Origin of the sequence: Mycobacterium sp., from assembly GCF_052145595.1 — a bacterium.
GTDB lineage: Bacteria > Actinomycetota > Actinomycetes > Mycobacteriales > Mycobacteriaceae > Mycobacterium.
The window spans coordinates 1-23,608 of sequence record NZ_JBKQOI010000240.1 but is presented as its reverse complement, the minus strand read 5'-3'; the positions used below and the strand labels follow the sequence as shown (position 1 = coordinate 23,608).

24 protein-coding genes and 1 pseudogene are annotated in these 23,608 nt (G+C 66.9%); 12 read left to right on the top strand and 13 right to left on the bottom strand.

What is annotated here, in order from left to right:
* The coding region (locus tag ACLP4W_RS21170) for a hypothetical protein (RefSeq protein ID WP_442389302.1) at window positions 1-190 on the top strand (190 nt) is incomplete at its 5' end.
* 47 nt (window positions 191-237) lie between these two features.
* On the opposite strand, the gene ACLP4W_RS21165 is transcribed toward ACLP4W_RS21170, so the two are convergent.
* Both ACLP4W_RS21165 and ACLP4W_RS21160 read right to left on the bottom strand, forming a co-directional pair.
* Window positions 238-1,524, bottom strand: a complete 1,287-nt coding sequence (locus ACLP4W_RS21165; RefSeq protein ID WP_442389300.1) for an SLC13 family permease — start codon at window positions 1,522-1,524, stop codon at window positions 238-240.
* 43 nt (window positions 1,525-1,567) lie between these two features.
* Window positions 1,568-2,011, bottom strand: coding sequence for a CBS domain-containing protein (locus ACLP4W_RS21160; RefSeq protein WP_442389298.1), 444 nt, complete (start codon window positions 2,009-2,011; stop codon window positions 1,568-1,570).
* A gap of 99 nt (window positions 2,012-2,110) precedes the next feature.
* Between ACLP4W_RS21160 and dxs the strand changes: the two genes are divergently transcribed.
* Complete coding sequence (gene dxs, locus ACLP4W_RS21155; protein WP_442389296.1) at window positions 2,111-4,036, top strand: 1-deoxy-D-xylulose-5-phosphate synthase; 1,926 nt, start codon at window positions 2,111-2,113, stop codon at window positions 4,034-4,036.
* On the opposite strand, the gene ACLP4W_RS21150 is transcribed toward dxs, so the two are convergent.
* The 3 genes and pseudogenes from ACLP4W_RS21150 to ACLP4W_RS21140 form a co-directional block, all read right to left on the bottom strand.
* The gene (locus ACLP4W_RS21150; RefSeq protein WP_442389294.1) at window positions 4,033-5,331 is read right to left on the bottom strand and encodes an HRDC domain-containing protein; all 1,299 of its coding nucleotides are present in this window, start codon (window positions 5,329-5,331) and stop codon (window positions 4,033-4,035) included. The two genes, dxs and ACLP4W_RS21150, sit on opposite strands and share 4 nt — an antisense overlap.
* A gap of 1 nt (window position 5,332) precedes the next feature.
* Window positions 5,333-5,967, bottom strand: a pseudogene (locus ACLP4W_RS21145) (DUF3000 domain-containing protein).
* Window positions 5,968-6,075: 108 nt separating this feature from the next.
* Window positions 6,076-6,897 carry an enoyl-CoA hydratase/isomerase family protein gene (locus tag ACLP4W_RS21140; RefSeq protein ID WP_442389292.1) on the bottom strand — a complete coding sequence of 274 codons (822 nt, stop codon included), beginning with the start codon at window positions 6,895-6,897 and terminating at the stop codon, window positions 6,076-6,078.
* A gap of 81 nt (window positions 6,898-6,978) precedes the next feature.
* On the opposite strand from ACLP4W_RS21140, the gene hemE reads away from it, so the two are divergent.
* From hemE to ACLP4W_RS21120, 4 genes are read left to right on the top strand one after another with little or no spacing between them, the layout of a single operon-like run.
* On the top strand, window positions 6,979-8,052 hold the full coding sequence (hemE, locus tag ACLP4W_RS21135) for a uroporphyrinogen decarboxylase (protein ID WP_442389290.1): 1,074 nt from the start codon (window positions 6,979-6,981) through the stop codon (window positions 8,050-8,052).
* Window positions 8,049-9,425 carry a protoporphyrinogen oxidase gene (locus ACLP4W_RS21130; RefSeq protein WP_442389288.1) on the top strand — a complete coding sequence of 459 codons (1,377 nt, stop codon included), beginning with the start codon at window positions 8,049-8,051 and terminating at the stop codon, window positions 9,423-9,425. The genes hemE and ACLP4W_RS21130 overlap by 4 nt, the downstream gene beginning before the upstream one ends.
* Before the next feature lie 5 nt (window positions 9,426-9,430).
* Window positions 9,431-10,126, top strand: a complete 696-nt coding sequence (hemQ, locus tag ACLP4W_RS21125) for a hydrogen peroxide-dependent heme synthase (protein ID WP_442389286.1) — start codon at window positions 9,431-9,433, stop codon at window positions 10,124-10,126.
* A complete protein-coding gene (locus ACLP4W_RS21120) occupies window positions 10,123-10,872 on the top strand; it encodes a class I SAM-dependent methyltransferase (RefSeq protein WP_442389284.1) in 750 nt (249 codons plus the stop codon). Before hemQ ends, ACLP4W_RS21120 begins: the two co-directional genes overlap by 4 nt.
* Window positions 10,873-10,959: 87 nt before the next feature.
* Here the strand turns inward: ACLP4W_RS21120 and msrB are convergent, their stop codons facing one another.
* The 4 genes from msrB to ACLP4W_RS21100 are packed head-to-tail and all read right to left on the bottom strand — an operon-like array spanning window position 10,960 to window position 15,126.
* Window positions 10,960-11,367, bottom strand: coding sequence for a peptide-methionine (R)-S-oxide reductase MsrB (msrB, locus tag ACLP4W_RS21115; protein WP_442389282.1), 408 nt, complete (start codon window positions 11,365-11,367; stop codon window positions 10,960-10,962).
* A 47-nt stretch (window positions 11,368-11,414) separates the two neighbouring features.
* Entirely contained in the window at window positions 11,415-12,725 is a 1,311-nt protein-coding gene (aftC, locus tag ACLP4W_RS21110) for an arabinofuranan 3-O-arabinosyltransferase (RefSeq protein ID WP_442389280.1), read from the bottom strand.
* Between the two features lie 19 nt (window positions 12,726-12,744).
* Complete coding sequence (locus ACLP4W_RS21105; RefSeq protein ID WP_442389306.1) at window positions 12,745-14,325, bottom strand: alpha/beta hydrolase; 1,581 nt, start codon at window positions 14,323-14,325, stop codon at window positions 12,745-12,747.
* Window positions 14,326-14,337: 12 nt separating this feature from the next.
* A complete protein-coding gene (locus ACLP4W_RS21100) occupies window positions 14,338-15,126 on the bottom strand; it encodes a pyrimidine reductase family protein (RefSeq protein WP_442389278.1) in 789 nt (262 codons plus the stop codon).
* Here ACLP4W_RS21100 and zapE point away from each other — a divergent pair.
* Window positions 15,125-16,234 (top strand): cell division protein ZapE, encoded by a 1,110-nt coding sequence (gene zapE, locus ACLP4W_RS21095; RefSeq protein WP_442389276.1) that lies wholly within the window; start codon window positions 15,125-15,127, stop codon window positions 16,232-16,234. The two genes, ACLP4W_RS21100 and zapE, sit on opposite strands and share 2 nt — an antisense overlap.
* Here zapE and ACLP4W_RS21090 read toward each other — a convergent pair.
* Complete coding sequence (locus ACLP4W_RS21090; protein ID WP_442389274.1) at window positions 16,212-16,769, bottom strand: GNAT family N-acetyltransferase; 558 nt, start codon at window positions 16,767-16,769, stop codon at window positions 16,212-16,214. The genes zapE and ACLP4W_RS21090 overlap by 23 nt on opposite strands.
* Window positions 16,757-17,275 carry a hypothetical protein gene (locus ACLP4W_RS21085; RefSeq protein WP_442389304.1) on the bottom strand — a complete coding sequence of 173 codons (519 nt, stop codon included), beginning with the start codon at window positions 17,273-17,275 and terminating at the stop codon, window positions 16,757-16,759. The genes ACLP4W_RS21090 and ACLP4W_RS21085 overlap by 13 nt, the downstream gene beginning before the upstream one ends.
* 181 nt (window positions 17,276-17,456) lie before the next feature.
* Here ACLP4W_RS21085 and ACLP4W_RS21080 point away from each other — a divergent pair, with 181 nt between their 5' ends.
* From ACLP4W_RS21080 to ACLP4W_RS21065, 4 genes are all read left to right on the top strand, one after another.
* Window positions 17,457-17,786 (top strand): DUF732 domain-containing protein, encoded by a 330-nt coding sequence (locus ACLP4W_RS21080; protein ID WP_442389272.1) that lies wholly within the window; start codon window positions 17,457-17,459, stop codon window positions 17,784-17,786.
* 39 nt (window positions 17,787-17,825) lie between these two features.
* Window positions 17,826-18,764: a cytochrome c oxidase assembly protein gene (locus tag ACLP4W_RS21075; RefSeq protein WP_442389270.1), complete on the top strand. Its 939-nt coding sequence runs from the start codon at window positions 17,826-17,828 to the stop codon at window positions 18,762-18,764.
* Between the two features lie 303 nt (window positions 18,765-19,067).
* Window positions 19,068-19,502 carry a hypothetical protein gene (locus tag ACLP4W_RS21070; protein ID WP_442389268.1) on the top strand — a complete coding sequence of 145 codons (435 nt, stop codon included), beginning with the start codon at window positions 19,068-19,070 and terminating at the stop codon, window positions 19,500-19,502.
* A gap of 19 nt (window positions 19,503-19,521) precedes the next feature.
* On the top strand, window positions 19,522-20,499 hold the full coding sequence (locus ACLP4W_RS21065; RefSeq protein WP_442389265.1) for an alpha/beta fold hydrolase: 978 nt from the start codon (window positions 19,522-19,524) through the stop codon (window positions 20,497-20,499).
* Here ACLP4W_RS21065 and ACLP4W_RS21060 read toward each other — a convergent pair.
* Together ACLP4W_RS21060 and ACLP4W_RS21055 are read right to left on the bottom strand one after the other, a co-directional pair.
* A complete protein-coding gene (locus ACLP4W_RS21060) occupies window positions 20,493-21,419 on the bottom strand; it encodes a cation diffusion facilitator family transporter (protein WP_442389263.1) in 927 nt (308 codons plus the stop codon). The two genes, ACLP4W_RS21065 and ACLP4W_RS21060, sit on opposite strands and share 7 nt — an antisense overlap.
* Before the next feature lie 173 nt (window positions 21,420-21,592).
* Window positions 21,593-21,877 carry a hypothetical protein gene (locus tag ACLP4W_RS21055; protein ID WP_442389261.1) on the bottom strand — a complete coding sequence of 95 codons (285 nt, stop codon included), beginning with the start codon at window positions 21,875-21,877 and terminating at the stop codon, window positions 21,593-21,595.
* A gap of 268 nt (window positions 21,878-22,145) precedes the next feature.
* Here ACLP4W_RS21055 and ACLP4W_RS21050 point away from each other — a divergent pair, with 268 nt between their 5' ends.
* A complete protein-coding gene (locus ACLP4W_RS21050) occupies window positions 22,146-23,540 on the top strand; it encodes a PPE family protein (RefSeq protein ID WP_442389259.1) in 1,395 nt (464 codons plus the stop codon).
* The last annotated feature ends 68 nt before the right edge of the window (window positions 23,541-23,608 follow it).

The following is a 23,608-nucleotide window of genomic DNA, read 5'->3' as shown; positions in this document are numbered from 1 at the left end:
GCACGTGCTGGGGCGCGCCAATTGGTGGGCGCCCAAGCCGATGGCCCGGCTTCATGCATGGTTCGGCATCAGCGAGGCAAGCACACCGGAGCCCACCGAGGCCGCCATGAAGAAGTCCGGTCAGCGTTGCGCGGGCCGCGACCGGATTGACCGGAGGCCCCTACTCGCCACGATGACATCGGAGCCGTGACGCCGAGGATCTGTCCTCCGAATCTTCACGCACGCAGGTCAATACAGCTAGCTGAGCACGAAGTACCGCAGCCACAGGTAGAGCGCGGACAGCCCAACGGAGATCGTCGTGATGACCGCGCCTTTGCGGGTGAATTCCCAAAAGGAGATGGGGCTGTCGGCTCGTCGGGCGATTCCGAGGATGACGACGTTGGCGCTGGCCCCGACGGCGGTGAGGTTGCCGCCCAAGTCGGTGCCGAGGACAAGGGCCCACCACAGCACCTGCGGGTTGGTGTGGCCCATCGCCGGGACCAGTTGGGCGACGATCGGCGCCATCGTCGCGGCATACGGAACGTTGTTGATCAGGCCGCTGAACACGAACGACGCCGTGAGGATCAACATCGTCGCCAACAAGGCGTCCCCGCCAATCGTCGCGGTGGCCATCCGCGCGAGCTGGTTGACGACACCGGTTTTGACCAGAGCCCCGACCATCACGAACAGTCCGGCGAAGAACAACAGCGTGTCCCATTCGACGCTGGACAGATAATCGGACTGCTCCAGCCCGGAAATCACGATGAGAATGCCCGCGCCGACGAGCGCCACCAGGGACGGTTCCATGTGCAGCGGCTTGTGGGCGACGAACCCGGCGAGGACGGCGACCAGGACAACGAGGCACTTGATGAGCAGCCGCGGATCGCGGATGGCCTCGCGCTCTTCCAGCGACATGACGTCCGCGACCCGCTCGGGGTCGACGGCGAATGCGCCCGGAAACAGGCGCGGTAACAGCGCGACGAAGACGCCGACGATGATGATCACTATCGGTGCCAGATGGATCAGAAAGTCGTTGAAGCTCAGGCCCGCCCGGCTGGCGATGATGATGCTGGGCGGATCGCCGATCAATGTCGCCGTGCCACCGATGTTCGACGCGAACGCTTCTGCCATCAGAAACGATGCCGGGCCGATGGCCAACCGGTCGCACACCAGCAGCGTGACCGGAGCGATCAGCAACACGGTGGTGACGTTGTCCAGCAAGGCCGACGCGAACGCGGTGACCAACACCAGCAGGATCATGATGCGCAGCGGGGAGCCGCGGGCGCGCTTGGCGGCCCAGATCGCGGTGTATTCGAACACACCGGTCTGCCGTAGCACGCTGACGATGATCATCATGCCCAGCAGCAAAAAGAGGACGTCCCAATCGATTCCGGTGTCGCGGGAGTAGAAGACGTCGTCGGAGTTGATCACCGGCAAGGCGACCATGATGGCCGCGCCCGCCAGCGCCACCAATGTCTTGTGCATGCGATCGCTGGCGATCAACGCGTAGGCGACGACGAACACAGCGACCGCGACGACGCTCATCGATTGTCCTGTGTTGTCAAGGCTTTTGGAGTATCAGTGTTGCTCAGTGTTTCAAAGCCGCAGCCAATAGGCGCGATGCGGTAATGACGCCGACCAACGTCTTATCTTTGACCACCGCGATCAGCGGGCTTCGCAGCCGCGCCATTACCGCGGCCACCTCGATGATCGTGTCGTCCGCATGCGCCCACGGCACATTGGTCAGGTGGTCCGGCAGCATGTCACCGACCGTTTTGCCGCCCAACTTGTCCGCGGCGCGGTCGGCCATGGATTCATTCAGCACACCGGCCAGCGAGGGATCGTCTTGCACGTATCGGGGCACGATGAACCGGACGACCTGCGAAGCCGGCAGCACCGCGAAGGGTGTTCCGGATCTGTCGGTGACGACTATTCCGGGCAGGCGGTGCTCGGCAAGCAGGCGGGCGGCGTCGAGGGCATCGGAGTCAACGGTGACGACCGGGAAGTCCTCGGTGAGTTCCGCGGCGCGCATATCTTCAGACAATACGTCGGGGTGTGCTCCAGCTCACCCCGGGCCGGATGCGCCACGTAAGAAGGTAGTCATTTGACGGTCGCTGCGTAGACTGGCTGGATGCTGGAACAGATCCGCGGGCCCGCTGATCTGCAGCACCTTTCCCAACAGCAACTACGCGATCTGGCCGCCGAGATCCGCGAGTTCCTGATCCACAAGGTTGCTGCCACCGGGGGGCACCTGGGACCCAACCTGGGCGTGGTCGAGCTGACGCTGGCTCTGCACCGGGTGTTCGACTCACCGCACGACCCGATCATCTTCGACACCGGTCACCAGGCCTACGTCCACAAGATGTTGACGGGACGCTGCCAGGACTTCGAAAGCTTGCGCAAAAAGGGCGGGCTGTCGGGGTATCCGTCCCGCGCCGAGAGCGAACACGACTGGGTGGAGTCCAGCCACGCCAGCGCCGCGCTGTCCTACGCCGACGGCCTGGCCAAAGCGTTCGAGTTGACCGGACACCGCAACCGGCACGTGGTCGCGGTGGTTGGCGACGGCGCGCTGACCGGCGGCATGTGCTGGGAGGCGCTGAACAATATCGCCGCTTCCCGGCGTCCGGTGATCATCGTGGTCAACGACAACGGCCGCAGCTACGCGCCCACGATCGGCGGTGTGGCCGACCACCTGGCGACGCTGCGGCTGCAGCCGGCCTATGAGCACGCACTGGAGCGCGGCCGCGACTTGGTGCGCGCTGTGCCCCTCATCGGTGAGATCGCCTACCACTTCATGCACAGCGTCAAAGCCGGCGTCAAGGACTCACTGGCGCCGCAGCTCCTGTTCACCGACCTCGGCCTGAAGTACGTCGGCCCGGTCGACGGTCACGACGAACGCGCGGTGGAGGCCGCGTTGCGCCATGCCCGCGGCTTCGGTGGCCCGGTGATCGTGCACGTCGCTACCCGCAAGGGCATGGGTTACGCCCCGGCCGAAGCCGACGAGGCCGAGCAGATGCACTCGACGGTCCCGATCGACCCGGTCACCGGCCAGGCCACCAAGATCGCGGGCCCGGGCTGGACGGCGACCTTCTCCGACGCGTTGATCGCCTACGCCAAGAAGCGCCGCGACATCGTGGCCATCACGGCGGCGATGCCCGGCCCCACCGGGCTGACGGCGTTCGGGCAACGATTTCCCGATCGCTTATTCGACGTCGGCATCGCCGAGCAACACGCGATTACGTCGGCCGCCGGCCTGGCGATGGGCGGCATGCACCCGGTGGTGGCCATCTATTCGACGTTCCTCAACCGGGCCTTCGACCAGATCATGATGGATGTGGCGCTGCACAAGTTGCCCGTCACCCTGGTGCTCGATCGGGCCGGGGTTACCGGCTCGGACGGCCCCAGCCACAACGGCATGTGGGACTTGTCGATGTTGAACATCGTGCCCGGCATCCGGGTGGCCGCGCCCCGCGACGCCGCCCGGTTGCGTGAGGAACTCGGTGAGGCGCTTGATATCGATGACGGTCCGACGGCGATACGGTTCCCCAAAGGTGATGTGGGCGAAGACGTTCCGGCCTTCGAGCGGCGCGGGTCGGGCGTCTCGGGTATCGATGTGCTCGCGGTGCCGGCCGCTGGGTTGAACCACGACGTGCTGCTGGTGGCGGTCGGCGCGTTTGTGCCGATGGCGCTGGCGGTGGCCAAGCGGCTGCACAACCAGGGGATCGGCGTGACGGTGATCGACCCGCGTTGGGTGCTGCCGGTGTCTGACGGTGTTCTCGAACTGGCGGCGCAGCACAAATTGCTCGTCACATGCGAGGATAACGGCGTCAACGGCGGGGTTGGTTCGGCGGTGTCAGCCGCGCTGCGGCGTGCGGAGATCGACACTCCCTGCCGCGACGTCGGGCTGCCGCAGGAGTTCTACGATCACGCCTCGCGGGGTGAGGTGTTGGCCGATCTCGGGCTGACCGACCAGGACGTGGCCCGCCGGATCACCGGATGGGTTGCCGCGCTGGGCGCTTGCGTTCCCGAAGCGGACATCCGCGAGCACCTCGACTAACGGTCAACGCTGTCGGCGTCAGCCGGGGGCTGCACCGCCCGAGCCAGAACGGGGTCCACGAGCTCTCGCTGCCATGTCCGCGCCTCGCCGGTGCGCAAGAACTCTTCGACAGCCCTGAGGGGGTCTGGCGCGACCTCCCAGTCCCAGCACAGCCGTCGTACCAAGTCGGGTGAGATCAGGTTTTCCGTGGGAACCCCCACCCGCTGCGACACTTCCCCCAGCGCCGCCCGGGCCGCGTCCAGCCGCGCGGCGGCCTCTGGTTTCCGCTTGCTCCACCGGGCCGGCGGGGGCGGCCCGGGCGGCGGCTCGAGTTCGTCCGGCGGATTTTGGTTTTGCCGGGCCGCGTCCAGCGCCGCCAACCAGACGTCCGCGCTGCGACGTTGGTTGCGCCCGCCGAAAACCGGCAACGCGACAAGGTCTTCGAGCGTCTTGGGGTCGGCGATGGCGGCGTCGATGATGGCCGAATCCGGCAGGATGCGGCGAGGCGCGATGTCGCGGCGCTGGGCGATCCGGTCGCGCGCCAACCACAGCTCGCGAACCTCGGCCAGGCCGCGCCGGTCACGCACCCGATGGATCCCCGACGTTCGTCGCCAGCGGTCCCGTCGCGCAGCCGGCGCAATCTCTCGCGAACCCACGGCGCGCAAATAGTCGAATTCCTGGGCGGCCCAATCCGTTTTACCTTGCTCGGCGAGGACATTCGAGATCGCCGCGCGCAGCTCGATGAGCAGCTCCACGTCCAGGGCCGCGTAGTTGAGCCACTCGGCGGGCAGCGGGCGCTTGGACCAATCGGCCGCGCCGTGGCCCTTGGCCAACCCGAAACCCAGCATCCGCTCGACCATGGTCGCCAGGTTCACCCGCTCGAGCCCGGCCAGCCGTCCGGCAAGCTCGGTGTCGTACAGCGCCGGCGGACGCATGCCGACTTCGGCCAGACAGGGCAGGTCCTGATCGGCGGAGTGCAGAATCCATTCGTCCGTGTTGAGCACCTCGGCGACGGGCCCCATCGCGGCAATCGGGTCACCGCCGTGGCTGACCGGGTCGATGAGGACCGTGCCGGCGTCTGCCCGCCGGATCTGAATCAGATAGGCCCGGTTGGAGTAGCGGAACCCCGACGCTCGCTCGGCGTCCACCGCGAAAGGTCCGCGCCCACGGTCCAGGAGCCGTGCGGCCGCCTCGATCTCACGGACGGTCACGGCGACGTCGGGAACCCCGTCGGCCGGGTGGAGCAGTGGGGTGGTTTCGGGTTCGGTGCTCCCGGGCGCGGTGCTGCCGGGCCCATGGGCCGACGGTTCGCACATGTCAGGCGCGTGATCGCGAGCCCAGGTCGGTGACCCCGGCCGGCGGTAGGCCCGCGGCGTGCTCAAGCACGTCGCAGAACGCCTCGACATGGACCCCGACTTGCGGGGTGGTAGCCGTCCACGATGCCCGCAGCTCCAGCTGGTGGGCGCGTGGCGGTCCGGAGATGTCGCCGTAGCGCACCGATGTGGTGGCGGTGACAGTGCCGCCCAGCGCGGTGGCGTGCTCGGTGCGGGCCTCCAACGCATCGACCAGCCAGCTCCAGGCCACCTCCGGCAGCAGCGGGTCGACGGCCTCACTGGGGTCCAGGTCGGCCTGGATGTAAGCGACCAGGCGGATGGTTCCATCCCAGGCTTCGGCGCCGTCCGGGTCGTACAACAAGATCAGCCGACCGAACGCGTCACCCTCGGATCGCTCCGGGACGATCTCGAGGTCGGGGTGCTTGACCTCGGCTCCCAGCGCGTAGCTGTAGGGCGCCAGGCGCTGCGGCGGTCGGATCGGGCCCAGCTCGATCTCCGGCCGCACGGTCACCGCGTTCATCGCCGCTACGGCCTCCCGGAATGGGCCCGGTTCAGCTGAGGTCAATGGCGCCGCTCCTCCTCATCGCTGCGCTCTGCATCGTCGCCAATGCAGGTCACAGCGTTCGACGGTAGACCCCTCGGCCGACACGCCGCGACAGGCGCGCCGAGCCACGCACCCGTCGCGACCAAGCCGTTACCTGACCTTGTCACGACTATTCGGCCTGTTCAGGTGGCAGTTCCGCCGGTAAAACGCGCCGGGCGTTTCTCGCGGTGCGCGGCGAGGCCTTCCTGGACGTCGGGGCCGCTGAAGCTGAGGAATTCCAGGCCGAGCGATGTTTCGAAGGTGGGCCCGAACATGCGGTACCAGTAGTTCAGGCTGTGCTTGGTCCAGCGGATCGCGTTCTGCGCGCCCTGGGCCAGATTCTCGGCGAGGCGGGTCGCGGTGGGCAGCACGTCGTCGTCGTCGACGCAGGTGGAAACCAGGCCGATGCGCTCGGCTTCCTCGCCGAGCAACGTCTCACAGGTCAGCAGGTAGTACTTGGCCTTGGCCATGCCGACCAGCAGCGGCCAGCAGATCGCGGCGTGGTCACCCGCGGCGACCCCGAGCCTGGTGTGCCCATCGATGAGTTTCGCCGTTCGGCCCGCCACCGAGATGTCGGCGAGCAACGCCACCACCAGACCCGCGCCGACGGCCGGTCCCCGGATCGCCGACACGACGGGCTTGTCGAAGTTGATCATGTTGAGCACCAGGTCCCGCGCCTCGCGCATGATGCGGATCCGGCCCTCGTAATCACCGATGGTTTCTTCGATCAGGTCGAAGCTGCCGCCGGAGGAAAACGCTTTGCCCTCACCGCGGACCAGAACGACGCGCACGGCGGGATCGCGATCGATCACCGGCCAGATGTCGGCCAGGTCGCGGTGCATTTGTGGCCCGACCGAATTCAGCCCGGGGGCGTCGAGAACCAGCGTGAGAATGCCGTTATCGCCCGGTTCGAAGCGGAGGCTGGGGAATTCGTCGTAATCGACTGAGCTCGGCGCTACTGACACCGGGTTGATATTACGCAGCGGCGTTGGGCGCACCGGGCGGGCAATCGGGTCGCGCCCGGCACCATGGCAGCATTGAGGCCAATGAACACTCACCCGCGTACTCGCCGCGAGCTTCCCGAGTCGCCGTATCTGGCCGCTGTGACCGGACGCAAACCCAGCCGGGTGCCGGTGTGGTTCATGCGCCAAGCCGGTCGTTCGCTGCCCGAATACCGGGCGCTGCGCGAACGGCACAGCATGCTGGCGGCCTGCCTCGAGCCCGAGGTGGTCTGTGAGATCACCCTGCAGCCGATACGTCGCCACGGCGTCGACGCGGCGATCTTGTTCTCAGACATCGTGGTGCCGTTGCGTGCCGCGGGCGTCGACTTGGACATCGTCGCAGACGTCGGGCCGGTGATGGCGCACCCGGTTCGCACCGAAGCCGACATCGACGCCATGAAAACCCTTGATCCACAAGCGATTCAGCCGGTATGCGAAGCGGTTTCGCTGCTGGTTGGCGCGCTGGGCGAGGTTCCGCTGATCGGTTTCGCCGGTGCGCCGTTCACGCTGGCGTCCTACCTGGTCGAAGGCGGCCCCAGCCGTAACCACGCCCGCACCAAGGCGATGATGCTGGCCGAACCAGCGAGCTGGCACGCGCTGATGTCGAAGCTGACCGATCTCACCGTCGCATTCCTGCGCGGTCAAATCGACGCCGGGGTAGACGCCATCCAGGTGTTCGATTCGTGGGCGGGAACGCTGTCGCTGGCCGACTACCGCCAGTACGTACTGCCGTACAGCTCGCGGGTATTCGCCAGCCTCGCCGAATATGGCGTGCCCATGACGCACTTCGGGGTCGGGACCGCCGAGTTGCTCGGCGCGATGTCAGAAGCACTGAAGCCCGGGCGTCAAACCGTCGTCGGCGTGGATTGGCGAACCGCTTTGACCGACGCCGCCACCCGCGTCGAAGCCGGCACGGCGCTGCAGGGCAACCTGGATCCGGTCGTGCTGCTGGCGGGCTGGCCGGCGGTGGAACGTGCCGCGCGGGCCGTGGTCGACGACGGACGCCGCGCCGTTGACGCGGGCGCGGCCGGCCACGTCTTCAACCTCGGCCACGGGGTGCTGCCGGAAACCGATCCCGGCGTGCTGACCGAGCTGGTGTCGCTGGTCCACTCGCTATGACCGCTCGCACGTATTGTGTCGTGGGCGGGGGGATTTCGGGGCTGACGGCCGCGTACCGGCTACGCGCGGCCATCGGCGACGACGCGACCATCACGCTGTTCGATCCGGGCGAGAAGCTTGGCGGCATATTGCGGACCGAGCTGGTCGGCGGACGGCCGATGGACGTGGGTGCCGAGGCTTTCGTGCTTCGCCGGCCCGAGATGCCGGCGCTGCTGGCCGAGCTGGGCCTGTCCGGACGTCAACTGGCCACCACCGGTGCCCGGCCACTGATCTACAGCCGGCAGGAGTTGCACCCGCTGCCCGCGGGCACGCTCGTCGGGATCCCGTCGTCGGCGGCTTCGGTGGCGGGATTGGTCGACGATGCGACGGTCGCGCTTATCGACGCCGAACCCGGCCGCCGGCTGGACTGGCAGCCGGGCGGCGATCCCGCGGTGGCCGAATTGGTGGGCGACCGGTTCGGCGCGCAGACGGTGGCCCGGTCGGTGGATCCGCTCCTGACCGGGGTGTATGCGGGTTCGGCGGCGACGATCGGTCTGCGGGCGGCCGCCCCCACCTTGCTGGCGGCCCTCGATCGCGGCGCCACCAGCCTGACCGACGCGGTCAGGCAGGTTTTGCCGCCGGCCACCGGCGCGCCGGTGTTCGGAGCGCTCGACGGCGGCTATCAGGTGCTCATCGACGAGCTTGTCCGGCGCAGCGGGCTTCGTTGGATCCGTGCCGCGGTGCAACGGCTCGAGGCCGCCAAACCCGGCTGGGAGCTGCTCGATGACACCGGCGCCCGCTGGCACGCGGATGCGGTGATCCTGGCCGTTCCGGCCTGGCGGCTGGCGCAGCTGGTTCGGGAGATTGCTCCGCCAACGGCCGCGGCCGCGAGCCGGATCGTCAGTGCGTCGTCGGCGGTGGTCGCGCTCGCCGTGTCCGTCGATACCCCGTTCCCTCAGTGTTCCGGTGTGCTGGTGGCCAGCGGTGAGCCGTTGCGCGCCAAGGCGATCACGCTGTCGTCACGCAAGTGGGGTTCGCGCGGTGACGCGCAGCTGCTGCGGTTCTCGTTCGGGCGCTTCGGCGACGACGTTACGGCCAGCACCCCCGACGACGAGCTGCTGGCCTGGGCGGTGGGTGACCTGGCCGCCGTGTTCGGGCTGGCCGTCGAACCGATCGATGTCTATGTTCAGCGCTGGATCGATGCGATGCCGCAGTACGGCCCCGGCCACGCGGATGTGATCGCCGATCTGCGCGCCGGCCTGCCGCCGACGCTTGCCGTGGCAGGCAGCTATCTCGACGGCATCGGCGTGCCGGCGTGTGTCGGGGCGGCCGGCCGGGCGGCCGAGCGTGTCATCAGGGCCGTCGAGGGCTTGGACGCGGAAGTGGCACGATAGGTGCCATGGCCAAACTCGACTATGACGCCCTGAACGCGACGCTTCGCTACCTGATGTTTTCGGTGTTTTCGGTGCGGCCCGGCGAGCTTGGAGCGGAGCGCGACGCCGTAATCGATGACGCGTCGACCTTTTTCAAGCAGCAGGAGGAGCGTGGTGTGGTGGTGCGCGGCCTCTACGACGTGGCTGGACTGCGGGCCGACGCCGACTTCATGATCTGGACCCACGCCGAACGGGTCGAAGCGCTCCAAGCGACCTACGCCGACTTCCGGCGCACCACCACGCTGGGACGGGCCTGCTCGCCGGTGTGGAGCAGCGTGGGGCTGCACCGGCCGGCCGAGTTCAACAAGAGCCATATCCCGGCGTTTCTGGCCGGGGAGGAGGCCGGGGCCTACGTCTGCGTGTATCCGTTTGTGCGGTCCTACGAGTGGTACCTGCTGCCCGACGAGGAACGCCGCCGCATGCTCGCCGAGCACGGCATGGCCGCCCGCGGGTACAAGGACGTCCGCGCCAACACGGTGCCGGCGTTCGCGCTCGGCGACTACGAATGGATCCTGGCCTTCGAGGCACCTGAGCTGGACCGCATCGTCGACCTGATGCGTGACCTGCGGGCCACCGACGCCCGCCGGCATACCCGTGCGGAGACGCCGTTCTTCACCGGGCCGCGGGTGCCGGTCGAGCAGTTGGTGAACGCCCTGCCATGACCGAACCCGACCCGACCGATCCCACCCGCTTCGAGGAGATGTATCGCGACGAGCGGACGTCGCACGGATTGCCTGCCGCCACCCCGTGGGACATCGGCGGTCCGCAGCCGGTGGTCAAGCAACTGGTCGCACTGGGCGCGATCAGAGGCGAGGTGCTCGACCCGGGCACCGGCCCGGGTCACCACGCCATCTACTACGCCTCCAAGGGCTACAGGGCAACCGGCATCGACGGGTCGGCGGGCGCGCTGGAGCGGGCCCGGGAGAACGCGCAGAAGGCCGGGGTGTCGGTGAACTTCGAACTGGCCGACGCCACGAAGCTGGAGGGGCTGGACAACCGGTTCGACACCGTCGTCGACTGCGCGTTCTACCACACCTTCAGCACCGATCCCGACCTGCAGAAGTCCTATATCCAGGCGCTGCACCGGGCCACCAAGCCCGGAGCTCGGCTCCACATGTTCGAGTTCGGCGAGCACGACGTCAACGGCTTCAAAATGATGCGGTCGTTGTCGGAGAGCGACTTTCATGACGTGCTTCCGGTCGGCGGCTGGCAGATCACCTACCTGGGTACGACCACCTACCAGGTCAACATGAGCCTTCAGACGATCGAGATGATGGCCGCGCGAAATCCCGATATGGCCGAGCAGGTGCAGACGCTGCTGGAACGGTTCCGGGCGATGGAGCCGTGGCTGGTCAACGGCCGGGTACACGCCCCGTTCTGGGAAGTCCACGCCACGCGGGTGGACTGACGTCTTCGCCGAACGTCGACTTGTTGGGCCAATCTGGCCGAAATCCCCGCGACAAGTCGACGCTCGGCCGCTAGGTGGGTAGCGGGGCTAGCCCGTCGGAACCAGGCGCAACGAAATCGAGTTGATGCAGTAGCGCTGATCCGTCGGCGTCGGATAGCCCTCACCGGCGAACACATGGCCCAGGTGGCTGTGGCAGTTGGCGCATAACACCTCGGTCCGCGTGGCGCCCAGCGAATGGTCGGGACGCAGGATCACCGCGTCGGAGTTCGCCGGGTCGAAAAACGACGGCCAGCCGCAGTGCGACTCGAATTTCTCCGTGCTGCGGAACAATTCAGCGCCGCAGGCTCGGCATTGGTAGACGCCCTCGGTTTTGGCGTCGGTGTATTCACCGGTGAACGGCTGCTCCGTGCCGGCGCGACGCAGCACGTGAAACTCTTCTGGCGTGAGCTTCTGCCGCCACTCGTCGTCGGTCAGTTGCACGTTCGGATTAGTCAATTTGCGCCACTCCTCCTCATCGCTTCGCTCTGCATCGTCGCTGGCGCCTATGCGTCCACGCTAGCGCGCTCCCGCTCGGCCGTCAGCCACGCCGGATCCAAGCCTCCATCCAGCCGCTGCTCGGCTTTGGCGTCCAGATAACGGAAGTAGAGCACGGTGAACACCACGATCAGCAGCAGAGACCAGCCGTAGGTGATCTTCAGATACTGCAGCGCGCGGCCATACCTCATAAAGTGGAATAGCAGCCAGTTGTCCAGCGTCGTGAAGCCGTAGATCCCCAGCCACGCCGGCCAGTTGCGGATCAGCGAGTTAGGCAGCACCACCGTCATCAGGAACGGGAACAGCATCATCGAGTAGTAGCCCTGGGCCAGCGAGAGCGCCAGCCACGACCACAGCAGCAGCACGCCCGCCGAGTTGGTGAACCAGAACAGCGGGTCGCGGGTGCGGTAGTAGCGGTACAGCAGCCACAGGCTGGCGATCGCGAGCACCGTGAAGAGGATCCGCAGGAACACGATCAGCCAGGTGGGCAGGCCAAAGTACACGCCGTTGCCCTCGATCGAGCTGTTGAAGTAGTCCCGGGTGCCCAGGATGTAGGGCAGCGTGCGGGTGAAGAAGTCCATCGGGTCGCTGACCAGCGGCAGCGCGGCCAGATTGGTGACCACGGGGACCAGCAAAGCGGTCACCAGTGCCCGCCACTGACGGTTCAGCAGGGGCAGCAACAGCAGCGGCCCGAGCAGAGGTTTGAGCGAAAGCGTCACGCCGATAGCGAGGCCGGCCCACCATTGATGGCCGACCTTGCCGTCCAGCAGCCAGCGCAAGAACAGCATCTCCAGCAGCAGGACGCACCCGTTGATGTTGGTGAACACCAGCGTGCTGGTCACCGTCTCGGTGCAGAACATGGCCAGCAGCAGGGCGGGCGCGGCCACCGATGACAGTGTGTAGTTGAACAACCGCAGCAAGAGGTACCACGCGATCAGGATGGCCGCGGTGTTGATCAGGATGAACAAATAGCGTGACGGCGTAAAGGACAGGTAGCCGAACGGCGCCATCAGCAGCGTGCCGCCGGGTGGGTAGAGGTAGTGCGGGTCGACGTAGTCGAAGTGTTCGTTGTAGATGTCCCAGCCGTGCCGGAAGTTCAGCACCGCGCGGTACACCGGTTTGAAATCGTCGGTGATGTTGCCGTTGGCGGTGAGTACGATGCTGCGGTGCAGCACCGAGAGAATGGCCAGCGGCCACAACACCGACCGCAGAATTGCCGCCGCACTCGGTGCGCTGGTGCGAGGACGAAAAGCGGTCAGCACCCGATCGCGCAAGCCGGTTCGGGTCGATTCAGCGTCCGTCACCAGCGCACCGTACACCGGCGCGGACCCCGAAGCCTCAGGCGGGACAATACGTGTCGGTTCCCGGTAGCTTGCCGCTGTTGAGGTAGCCGATCAGCGGGGGAACCGCGCAGGGCGAATAGATACTGGCGCCGTGACCGATGCCCTGCCACATCACCCGCTTGCTGGCCGCGTTGGCGTTGATGATGGTGGCTGCTGTCGCGGCGACACCTTCGGTGCCCACGATCGGGTCGTTCTGCCCACCCAAGACCAGGACGTCGACCTTGAGATCCTTCGGCGGCGCCGGCGGCGATCCGGTGGGCCAGTGCACGCATTTGACCAAGTTGAGCGCGGCGACGGTGCCGAATTGGGGATAGAGCTTCGCCCACGCCACCACGAGTTCGCGCACCCGGTCCGGCGTGGGGCGGTTGATCGCGTCGCTGCAGGAGTTGACGAACTGGCCGTCCGAGTCGTCGGTGGCGTTGGCGTGATCAATGAGGTTGTTCAGCTGGTTGGTGTCTCCGGAGCGGGCGGCCGCCAGCGCGGCGGCCAGGCCGGTGGTGGCGTTGACGCGGCCGCCCGAGGGGAAGCCCAGGGCGACGGTGATGGCATTGGCGACCGCGGCTACCGACGCGCCGCCGGGTCCCTTGCCGGCGCGGGCGTCGGCCAGCAGCGCACTGACCGCCCCCTTCGGATCGGGGCCCAGCGCGCAGTTCACCGCGATGCACTGGCCGGCGAAGGCGTCGAGCGCGGCCTGCTGGCCCTTGACCCGTTGCTCGGCGGCCGCTTCGGCGTTGACCCCCAACGCAATCGGCGAGTCGAGGATCACTCGGGCGACCTTGTCAGGCCGTGACGCCGCGTAGGTCAGCGCTACCTGGGCGCCGTTGCCGATCCCGACCAGCGCGACTGCGGGCACGTCCCAGAGGTGGCGCAGTCGCTCGATGTCGGAAGCGGCGTGTGAATTGTCGTAGGCGGAGCCACCGGCCGGCGCGAGGGCGTCGGTGCAGCTGCCGGTGGCGGTGTTCGCGACGTCCGAAAGGTTGGCGACCGGGTCATCGCCGGTTTGGAATTGCGACTGCTCGCGCATCTCCTGACGTTCGGCGTGACCCCGGCAGTCGATCGGGCTCGACATGCCTATGCCCCGGCGGTCGACGGCGACGATGGGGTGGGTTTGCAGCACGTCGGTGCCCGCCCGGGATAGCCAGACCGGCAACTGAGTCGAGGACGGCAAGTCGGATCCGGTGGTGAAGACAAGGGGGCCCGCATCGTGCGGGGTCTGATTCGAGCGCGCGCGCACCACACCGATGCTCACGGTCCCGGATCCGCCGTTGACCGGGTCGAGGTCGGCGTCGTAGTTCGCGCAATCCAGCTGGACGCCGGGCGCCGCCGCGACCCCGGCGTCCCCAAACACCCGCGACGTGCAGTCATGCCAGGACAAGTCGTTCTTGGGTGCCGCGATCGGTGGCGGACCGCTCGCAGGAGGCTTCGTGGGGGCCACGCCTTGCGGCCGGGCCCCCGAATTGGTGGCAAAGCGCGGATCTGCGGCCAGGCCCGGAACGCAGCCGGCCAGCACTGTGGTCACCGCGAGCAGCACGGTGGCTGACGTGATCTGCCGACTCATGCCGACCACAGTAGCCAGTTTGCGGTGAGATCAGGCCTTCACGTAGCGGGTGTACAGGTAGCCGGCATCGTCGGTCAGGATGTGGCTACAGCGCATCCTGGTCACCAGCTGGCCCGGACCCGAGGCGATGCGTCGGGCCAGGCCGCCGACGAGAATCGGCGCGATCGTCAGACACAGCTCGTCGAGCATGTCGCGCTGGATCAACGCGCCGAGCAGCGTCGGGCCGCCTTCGGTGAGGATTCGGCGCATTCCGCGAGCCCCGAGGATCGCCAGCATGGCGGCCTCGTCGACCGCGCCGGGATCGCTGCCGGAGCAGTCGACCACCTCGCAAAGGTCGGCGAGCAGACGGCGCGTCTCATCCGCTGCGGCCGTGCAGGTGAGCACCAGAGGTGGCACCTCGGTCCGGGTGAACACCGGCATGTCGCGATCCAGGCGACCCGACTTGGTGACAATTCCCAGTCGCGGGACCTCGTTTTGCCCGCGGGCCTGCCGCCGCTGGCGCTGGGCGACGCTCAGCTGCGCGCCGGAATAACCCTCGGTCCGCACCGTGCCCGCGCCGACCACGATGACGTCAGCAAGTTCGCGCAGCAAGTTGAAAATCAATCGGTCGCCGGGCCCCGCCATTCCACCGCTCTTGCCGTCCGCGGTGGCGCCGCCGTCCACACTGGTGATGAAATTCGCCCGCACCCAGGTCCCGTCCCGTTTCGGATAGTCGTAGAGCTGGGAGAGTTCGGCGTCGTCCAGTTCGCGTAGCGACCCGAGCAGCGTCAGCGACGTCTCCGGGGTCCCGGCGGCCCCGCCGGCGTCAGAGAGGGGCATGAGCTCGATTGCAGCACGCCGCTACAGTTCGTGCATGCACGGGTCCCCTTCCGGCCCAGTGGCTCGCCTCGTGGATCGGCATCCGACCGTGTCGCCGGAGCGGTTGATCGCTCAATTGCGGCCGCCGCCAACGTTCGCCGACGTGAGCTTCGCGACGTATCGTCCCGATCCGGCGCAACCCACCCAGGCAGCTGCCGTCGTGGCGTGTCAGGACTTCTGCCGGCAGGCCGTGGAGCGCCGGGCGGGCCGCCGCAAACTGTTCGGCAAACGGGCGGTGTTGCCCGGCGTCGGGCTGTATTTGGACGGCGGCTTCGGCGTGGGCAAGACCCACCTGCTCGCCTCCGCCTATTACCGGTTGCCCGGCTCGGGGCCAGATCGGGCGTCGCAGGCCCCAACGCCCAAGGCGTTCGCCACATTTGGGGAGCTCACCCAGCTTGCCGGGGTGTTCGGCTTCGTCGAGTGCATCGATATGCTGGCCGATTACACGGCGGTGTGCATCGTCGAGTTCGAACTCGACGATCCCGGCAATACCACCCTGATCTCGCGGATGCTCTCATCGTTGGTCGAGCGGGGTGTGTCGGTGGCCGCCACCTCCAACACGCTGCCCGAGCAACTCGGCGAGGGACGCTTCGCCGCCCGGGACTTTCTACGCGAGATCCACACGCTGGCAAGCATTTTCACCACCGTGCGGATCGAAGGACCCGACTACCGGCACCGCGGCCTGCCACCGGCGCCGCCGCCGCTGCCGGACGGGGAGGTGGCGGCACGAGCTGCGGAGGTCGACGGCGCGACCCTTGACGATTTCGACGCGCTGTGCGCGCACCTGGCCACCATGCACCCGTCGCGGTATTTGACGCTGATCGAGGGCGTGACCGCCGTGTTCTTGACCGGCGTGCACCGCATCGACGATCAGAACGTCGCGTTGCGGCTGGTGTCGCTGACCGACCGGCTCTATGACGCCGGCATCCCGGTGGTGGCCTCCGGGGCGAAGCTGGACAGCATCTTCAGCGAGGAGATGCTGGCCGGTGGGTATCGAAAGAAGTACCTGCGGGCCACTTCACGGCTGGTGGCGCTGACCGCCGGGCTTACCGGACCTCGCGGAGCATGACGAAGTCGTCCTCGCGGCGGGCGCCGACTCGAAACGTCCTGGTGCCGTTGACCGTAAAGCCGCTCTTGGCGTAAAAGCGTTGTGCGCGTTGGTTTGCCTGGTTGACGCCCAGCCACACGCATCGCACACCCCATTGTTCGGCGGTAGCCAGGGTGAGTTCCATCAGCGCCGTCGCCGCCCCGGCGCCGTGGTAGTGGGGCAGCAGATACATCTTTGACAACTCAGCGGCCGGGCGACTTTTAACGGCTCGCGCTACGTCGCTGTCCTCGGGGACCCCGCGAACCAGCATGGCGTAACCGATAATTCGGCCGTCTTGCTGGGCGGTGATGATCGCGCGCCCCGGATCGGCCAGATACTGCGCGAAGCGCTCGGCCGACAGGTTGGTGTCGATGAACGACGCGATGTTCTCCGGAGCCGTCGAGGGCGGACACGCCAACGGGAAGGTGCGCGCGGCAATGGCCGCCAGCGCTTCGGTGTCGACCGAACCAGTCGTGACGACGCGTATCGCCAGCGACTGGGTTCTCAAAGGTTCCACTGCGCGAGGTGCTGGCCCGTCTGCCTGTCCAGCAGGACGACATTGGAGACGGGATCGCGGTAGGCATCCCAATACACTCCGCCGCGGACGATCGCTCCGTTCGGCGCATTCACGAGCACGTTGTCCAGCGCGTCGGGTGCATCGGATGGCCGCGGCTTGTAGGCGTCGGCGAACGGGGTCACCCCGTCGAAGCTGAAGTTGGTCGCCATGATGAATGGATTGGGCACCCGGATCGCGCGGATCGTCACGTCGGCCCGGTCAACCGTGCTGCCTGGAAAACTTTTGACCGGAACGCCCTCGCGCGTGTAGCCGAATCCCGGCGGCGGGTCGCACGGGGCCACGCTGCTGACGGTGACGTCGGCGATGTATTTGCCGGTGTCCACCCGCAGGGTGTCACCGATGTGGCCGATCGGCGCGTCGCCGGCTCGTGCTAGGGGAGCGGCGACACCGGTGACGCTGGCAGCCGCGACGAGGACGGTGGACAGGACGATCGGCCAGCGGTGCATCTTCGCCACGTCTTTGCCTCCTAGGCTCCCTTGCAGGGGACCTTCGCATGATCGCACACGGGGTAATGCGAAGGGGAGGGTTGGAACGCGGCTGGTCAGCCGTCTTGGGCAGCGTCGGGTGCACAACTCTTGCCGTAGGCGAGATGCGGGCTCGTCGCCGCTCTGGGACGATCAGTGAGCCATGAAGCCCCTGCTGATGCTGACCAGCCTTGCCGCCATGATCGGCGTGGCTGCGCCCGCGTCCGCGGACAGCAACGATGACGCATTCCTCGCCTCACTCCACGCGGCCGGCATCACTTATCCCGACCCGGGCCGGGTCATAGCGGCGGGCAAGTGGGTGTGCCAAGCGGTCGGTCAGGGCACGCAGATGGTGGATGTCGTCAAGACGGTGCAAGCCCAGAATTCCGGGCTCCACGGGGACAACGCGGCCAGGTTCACGGCGATTGCGGCCAACGTGTACTGCCCGAAGGCGCTGTCGGCCAGCGGTGGGAAGGCCGACAGCGGTTCCTAGCGGCTCGCCGGGCCGGCGGACGGCAATACGCTAGTGCTCATGCGCGTCGATCCGGGGCCGCTGACATGGGCCGCTTTGGTGCAGACCTGGCATCTGGACCTGACCTCTGCGACGGCAATCGCGTTGGTGGCCGGCGCCTACGCGTGGTGCTACCTGCACGGCCGAAACGCCGATCGATCGGTCGCGTCCGCGCAGGCCTGGTGCGTTGCGGTTGGCCTGGTGGTGTGGGCGGTGGCCATGATGAGCGTGATCGGCGCCTACGCTTACGCGCTGTTCTGGGTGCGTGCGCTGCAGGTGTTGCTGCTGCTCTACGTCGTGCCGTTCTTCATCGCGCTGGGCAAGCCGGTCTCCGTTGTGCGCGGTGCGCTGGGACCAGCGGGGCGTGACCGCATCGATCGTTTGTTGGCGACGCCGTTCGCCCGGGTGCTCGCACACCCGTTGACCACGTCGCTGGCGATGCTCGGCGCGCCATGGCTGCTCTACCTGACGCCCTGGTACACCGCAGCCCTCGAGAACGAATGGATTGGCGCGCCCACCCGAATCTTATTGGTGGCGATTGGTTTTGGGTATTTCTACGCCCGACTGCAAGCCGACCCCGTTCCCCGCAAATACCCGCAGCTGATGTCGCTGCTGATCACCGTCGCCGAGGCCCTCGGCGACGGTGTCCTGGGTTTGGTCATATGGCAGGGCTCATTGATCGGCGCGGCCTATTACGGGGGTTTGCACCGATCCTGGGGCCCTGATCAGCGGCTCGATCAGACGATCGGCGCCGGCGTCTTGTGGATCCTGGGAGACGTGATCGGCTGGCCGTTTGTGCTGGTGCTGATGCGCGCCCTGTCCCGCGACGAGAAGGCACACGCGGTCCAGGTCGATGCCGAGTTGGACGCGGTGGAAGAGGCCGAGAGTCAAAGTCCCGCGCCGTCAGGATTGTGGTGGGAGAACGATCCGCAACTGCGCGAGCGATTCCGCCGCGGCTGACGGGCGCCAAAGTTTTGAAATTGACCCGAATTTCACGCGGGGGCAGCAGCGGTCCGCTATGTTGCGCGAGACGCCGGCAACTGCGACCACCCCCAAGGAGCCAATGCTGATGAAGCTATCGGTCATGGCCGGCGGCCTGGCGGCGAGCAGCCTTATGGTTTTGGTGGCGGTTACCGGGTGCGGAAGCAAAAACTCGTCGAGCCCGTCGTCGTCAACGTCATCGGCTGCGTCGACTTCTGCGGCGTCGCCGTCCGCGACACCGACATCGGGTAGCGGCGCCGCCAGCCTTCCGACTACAGCGGTTTGCTCATCAAGCCCAGCGACATCATCGTGCCGGGCGACACCTTCACTCTGATGCAGACGCTGCCGGTTACCAACCCGGCGGGAGTTGAAGGGGTCTTCGCGAATCAGAGCGCCTCCCGCAAAATCGATGACACGATTTATGTCTACCCCGACGCAGGCGCGGCTTCACAGGCGCTCGATGCCAGCGCCAAGGGTGTTCAGGAGCTGAGTGTGAAGGCCACGCCTACGCAGGCCGATGTGGGCACCGGCGGGCAGATGGCCGTCGGGCCGTCGCCGGATGGCTCCAAGGCCAAAGCGATCGTGATGTTCACCGAGGGCAAGGCCTTTGCCGTCCTCGAGTTCGAGAGCCCGCCGAACGATCCGGTGCCACCGGACTTCGTCCTCGATCTCGGTCGGAAGCAGGATGCGGCCATCAAGAGCGGACTGCCTGCGTGATCCGGCGGTCCGGCTTTCGATGAGAACGGGACTGGCCGCGGGCGCGGCGCTGCTCGGCGCGACGGGTTGGTTGGGCTGGGGCGCTGCGCGGGCGACAGTCACGCGGATTCAACAGAATCCGGACCCGTTTTCACGCGAGCGGCTGATGGCCGAACCGCAGGGCGAGGAGGTGCTGATCACCCGCCCGGATGGGACGGTGCTGCGCGCATTGGTTGCCGGGCAGGGACCGCCGGTGATATTCGTCCACGGCTACCCCGCGAGGATCCTCGAGTGGACCCTCGTGTGGGACGAGTTGCAAGCCAGGGGTTTTCGCGTCATTGCCTTCGATCAGCGCGGCCACGGACGTTCCACGTTCGGCTCCGACGGGATCGGATCTGGGCCCATGGCGGCTGACCTCGCCGCCGTCCTGCAACACTTCGACGTTCACGACGGCGTGCTCATCGGACACTCGATGGGCGGATTCGTCACCATCCGCGCGGTTCTCGATTACCCCGACCTGGCGCGGCGGCTGCGCGGGCTCGTGTTGTTCGCCACCTGGGCGGGCCGGATTCTGGATGGGGCACCACACAACCGACTGCAGATCCCACTGCTACAACACGGCATCCTGCAACGGCTGGTACGTAACAAGACCGTTGCGGCGCTGTTCGGTGCCGCGCAATGCGGGGCGCGACCATCACCGGCGATGGTCTCGGTGTTCGTCGAGTTGTTCGACCGACACCTGGACGAGCACGGGCCGCTGCTACCGATTGTGCGTGCCTTCTCGCAGGAAGATCGATACCCACGGCTCGGCGAGATTGCGGTACCGACCGCGGTCATGGTCGGCGACACGGATCGCACTACGCCGCCGAGCCATTCGCGCCGTCTCGCCGAGGGCATACCCGGCGCGCGGCTCGTCGCGGTACCTGGCGCAGGACACCTGCTGAATTGGGAAGCCGCCGACGAGTTGATCAAGGTCGTCGAATCGTTTCCGGCACAGGAAAATTCGGATCCTCAGTAAGATGCGGCGCGTGGGGTCCAGGTGAAGTTGTGCATCTCGGGGATTTTTGGCGCCAGCGCAGAAGCTACGCTGCGACCGATTTGGTCGGCCGCTGCCAGTGGAGTATCGGGGTCGAGGAAACCTTCCACCTCGACGCGTAGCGTCCGGCCGGTCCAACGGGCCCGGGCGTGCGCATGTGTGACGCCGGGGACCGTGGCGGCGGTGGTTTCTGCCGTCGTGATGATCTCGGGGTCGACGCCGTCAAGTAGGCGGTGAGCGATGTCGGCGGTTACCTCCCAGCCGACGTGGCAGATGAATCCGGTGACGACGATTCCGGCGACCGCGTCGGCCCAGCCCCAGCCGAGCGCCACGCCGATCAGCCCCAGCATCGCCCCGGCCGAGGACAACGCATCCAGCCAGGAATGCTTGGCGTCGGCAACCATGGTCGCCGAACGAATCCGCCGGCCGACTGCCAGCTTGTAGCGGGCAACAAGCTGATTGCCTGCGATGCCCACGGCCGCCGCCGCGATGCCCCAGCCCAGGTGACCCGTGGCACCGTGTCGAAGCAGCTTGCTGACGCTTTCAAAGCCGGCGACCACGGCGCTGCCCCATATCACCAAAGCCACACCTATGCCGGCGAGGTCTTCGGCGCGTTCGTAGCCGTAGGGGTAGCGCTCGGTGGGGATTTTGCGGGATGCCCGAAAGCCGACGAAAACCAGGGCGCTCGTCGAGACATCCGACAAGTTGTGCAGCGCATCGCCGAGCAGCGCTACCGACCCCGACACCAGCGCGATGGCCAATTCGATGAGCCCGGTCAGCGCCAATCCGACGGCACTGACGGCAACCGCACGGTTGGCCTGGCGACGCTCTTTGGCATCATCCACTCCGGTATCGAGGGGAAAACTCGCCGCCGGGTCCCGGACTCCGCTGATCAGATGCATACCGGTAAGCATGCCCGTGGGAGCGCTGGCACTCAACCCAGCGGGCGGCCGCCGGGCTGGTAGCGCCCACAACGATCCGGCTTGCGTGAGGGGGGTGCCGAATAGCGCTGTCCGTCAATAACTTTCGGCCGGTCCGGGCGGCCCAAACGAGTGCGGGCGGCCGCGCCGTCACTTCACCTTGGCACGACCCGCCTAGCGAGCTTGGTGTCCTGCAGTCGTCGCGGCTGGGCGTGTCCGTCGCGGTCCGGGTAACGGCGCTGTAGCCGGCCGATGAGAATCTGTGCCTCGTTGATGTCTCGGCGCAGCGCAGCCGTTTCGCTCCGGATGGCCGATGGTTGGCCGTTCCTGGCGGTGGCACCTTGGCGTTCAAGCCGCGCCAGCTGTTGGGTCATTTCGTGCAGTTGATCGCGCAACGCGCGGATCAGCTCCACGGCCTGGGCTGCGGCGCAGTCATCCACGGAGGCATCGTCGCATCGTTGGCGCCGTCCCGCGGGCAAAGTGGCAAATCCGGTGACCGCGCGCGAGGAGGAGCGCCCGGCTACCGCCCGCGGTAGCTATTTGTGAATGTTTATTGCGGGTCGCGGCGGAATTTGCTCTAAATGGGGACTCTAAATGGGGAATAGTTGGGCAGCTATTTGACCGCGGTGAGATGCTGTTACCGGTGCGTGGTCCTCGGATCACTATCGTGACCGGCTGGTATCTGCGAATCGCGATGGGATTATGCGGATGAATTTTCTGGTGTTGCCGCCGGACGTGAATTCGTCGCGGATGTTCTCTGGCATGGGTTCGGGGCCGATGTTGGCGGCGGCGAGCGCCTGGGATGGGTTGGCCGCCGAGCTGCAGTCAGCAGCGACCTCGTTCGGATCGGTGGCGTCGGGCTTGTCGGGTGGGTCGTGGCAGGGTCCATCGGCAGCGGCGATGGGGGAGGCGGCGGCTGCCTACGTGGCCTGGCTGGGCGCGGTGGCGACTCAGGCTGAGCTAGCCGGCGCCCGGGCCCGGGTGACGGCCGAGGCGTTCGAGGCGGCGTTTGCCGCGACGGTGCATCCCGCGGCGGTCGCGGCCAACCGCGCGCAGTTGGTGTCACTGGTGGAGTCGAACTTGTTCGGACAGAACACTTCGGCCATCGCGGCGATCGAGGCCGAGTACGAGCAGATGTGGGTCCAGGATGTTGCCGCGATGCTCGGTTATCACGCGGTGGCCTCGGCGGCGGTGGGCCAACTGGTGCCGTGGCAGCATTTGCCGCAAAGCTTGCCTGGTCACGGGTCGGTCTCATCCAGCGAGACACGTATCACCGTCCCCATGAATTCGCCGTTGTACAGCCCGAAGATCATTCAGGAGCTTGAAGGGGGGACGGCCCCCCAGTATGCGGCGCTGAATGCCGCGATTGGTGAGAACTGGTTTGCCGGCACCAGCCCAGAGGTGGTGAACTACCCAGCCGGCGCCGGCTTGATCAACAGCCTCACCGCACCCACCGCCAACAAGTCCATCGCGATCGGTCAGCAGATGCTCAACACCGACATCCTCAACGCGGTGGCCACCGGGCAGCCGGTGGTCGTGGCAGGTCTGTCGGAGGGCACGATGGTCATCGACGCCGAGGAAGCTTATTTGGCTACCGCTCCGAACGCGCCACCATCAAGCCTGGTGTCGTTCGTCGAGTTCGCCAACCCTCAGCGCGGCCTGGCCGACACCTACCTGCCCGCCGGGTTTACCATCCCCGGCCTCGGATACACCGTGCACGATGCGCCGGTGAGCCAATACAACACGGCCGTGGTGTACAACCAGTACGAGGGCTGGAGTGATCCCCCCGACCGTCCCTGGCACCTGCTCGCCGACGTGAACGCGGTGGCGGGCATCGCCTACTTACACGTACCGACCGAGTTTGCCTCGCCGTCTCAGGCGGTGGAGGTCTCCTCCGTCACGAACTCGCTCGGGGGAACCACGACCACGTACATGATCCCCGCATCCACCCTTCCTCTGCTGATGCCACTGCAGCAGATCGGTGTCCCGTCCCCGATTGTCAACGAGCTGAACAACATGCTGACGCCCATCGTCAACGAGGGCTACTCACAATACGACCCGGCGGGTGGGCCCTATTTCAGCCACGGCGACCTGATGTGGTAATCCACCGCAAGCATCATCCCCGCGGGGATCGGTATCGTGTTCATTGGTCCCATCATCGCCGAGGTCAC

Excerpts from the sequence above, each read along its gene's own strand:
- ACLP4W_RS21050 (WP_442389259.1), top strand. The coding sequence starts at position 22,146 with ATGAATTTTCTGGTGTTGCCGCCGGACGTGAATTCGTCGCGGATGTTC.
- hemE (WP_442389290.1), top strand. The coding sequence starts at position 6,979 with ATGAACACTCACCCGCGTACTCGCCGCGAGCTTCCCGAGTCGCCGTAT.
- dxs (WP_442389296.1), top strand. The coding sequence starts at position 2,111 with ATGCTGGAACAGATCCGCGGGCCCGCTGATCTGCAGCACCTTTCCCAA.
- ACLP4W_RS21075 (WP_442389270.1), top strand. The coding sequence starts at position 17,826 with ATGCGCGTCGATCCGGGGCCGCTGACATGGGCCGCTTTGGTGCAGACC.
- zapE (WP_442389276.1), top strand. The coding sequence starts at position 15,125 with ATGAGCTCGATTGCAGCACGCCGCTACAGTTCGTGCATGCACGGGTCC.
- ACLP4W_RS21160 (WP_442389298.1), bottom strand. The coding sequence starts at position 2,011 with ATGCGCGCCGCGGAACTCACCGAGGACTTCCCGGTCGTCACCGTTGAC.
- hemQ (WP_442389286.1), top strand. The coding sequence starts at position 9,431 with ATGGCCAAACTCGACTATGACGCCCTGAACGCGACGCTTCGCTACCTG.
- ACLP4W_RS21065 (WP_442389265.1), top strand. The coding sequence starts at position 19,522 with ATGAGAACGGGACTGGCCGCGGGCGCGGCGCTGCTCGGCGCGACGGGT.
- ACLP4W_RS21120 (WP_442389284.1), top strand. The coding sequence starts at position 10,123 with ATGACCGAACCCGACCCGACCGATCCCACCCGCTTCGAGGAGATGTAT.
- ACLP4W_RS21080 (WP_442389272.1), top strand. The coding sequence starts at position 17,457 with ATGAAGCCCCTGCTGATGCTGACCAGCCTTGCCGCCATGATCGGCGTG.
- ACLP4W_RS21085 (WP_442389304.1), bottom strand. The coding sequence starts at position 17,275 with ATGCACCGCTGGCCGATCGTCCTGTCCACCGTCCTCGTCGCGGCTGCC.
- ACLP4W_RS21060 (WP_442389263.1), bottom strand. The coding sequence starts at position 21,419 with ATGCATCTGATCAGCGGAGTCCGGGACCCGGCGGCGAGTTTTCCCCTC.
- ACLP4W_RS21100 (WP_442389278.1), bottom strand. The coding sequence starts at position 15,126 with ATGCCCCTCTCTGACGCCGGCGGGGCCGCCGGGACCCCGGAGACGTCG.
- ACLP4W_RS21130 (WP_442389288.1), top strand. The coding sequence starts at position 8,049 with ATGACCGCTCGCACGTATTGTGTCGTGGGCGGGGGGATTTCGGGGCTG.
- ACLP4W_RS21165 (WP_442389300.1), bottom strand. The coding sequence starts at position 1,524 with ATGAGCGTCGTCGCGGTCGCTGTGTTCGTCGTCGCCTACGCGTTGATC.
- ACLP4W_RS21150 (WP_442389294.1), bottom strand. The coding sequence starts at position 5,331 with ATGTGCGAACCGTCGGCCCATGGGCCCGGCAGCACCGCGCCCGGGAGC.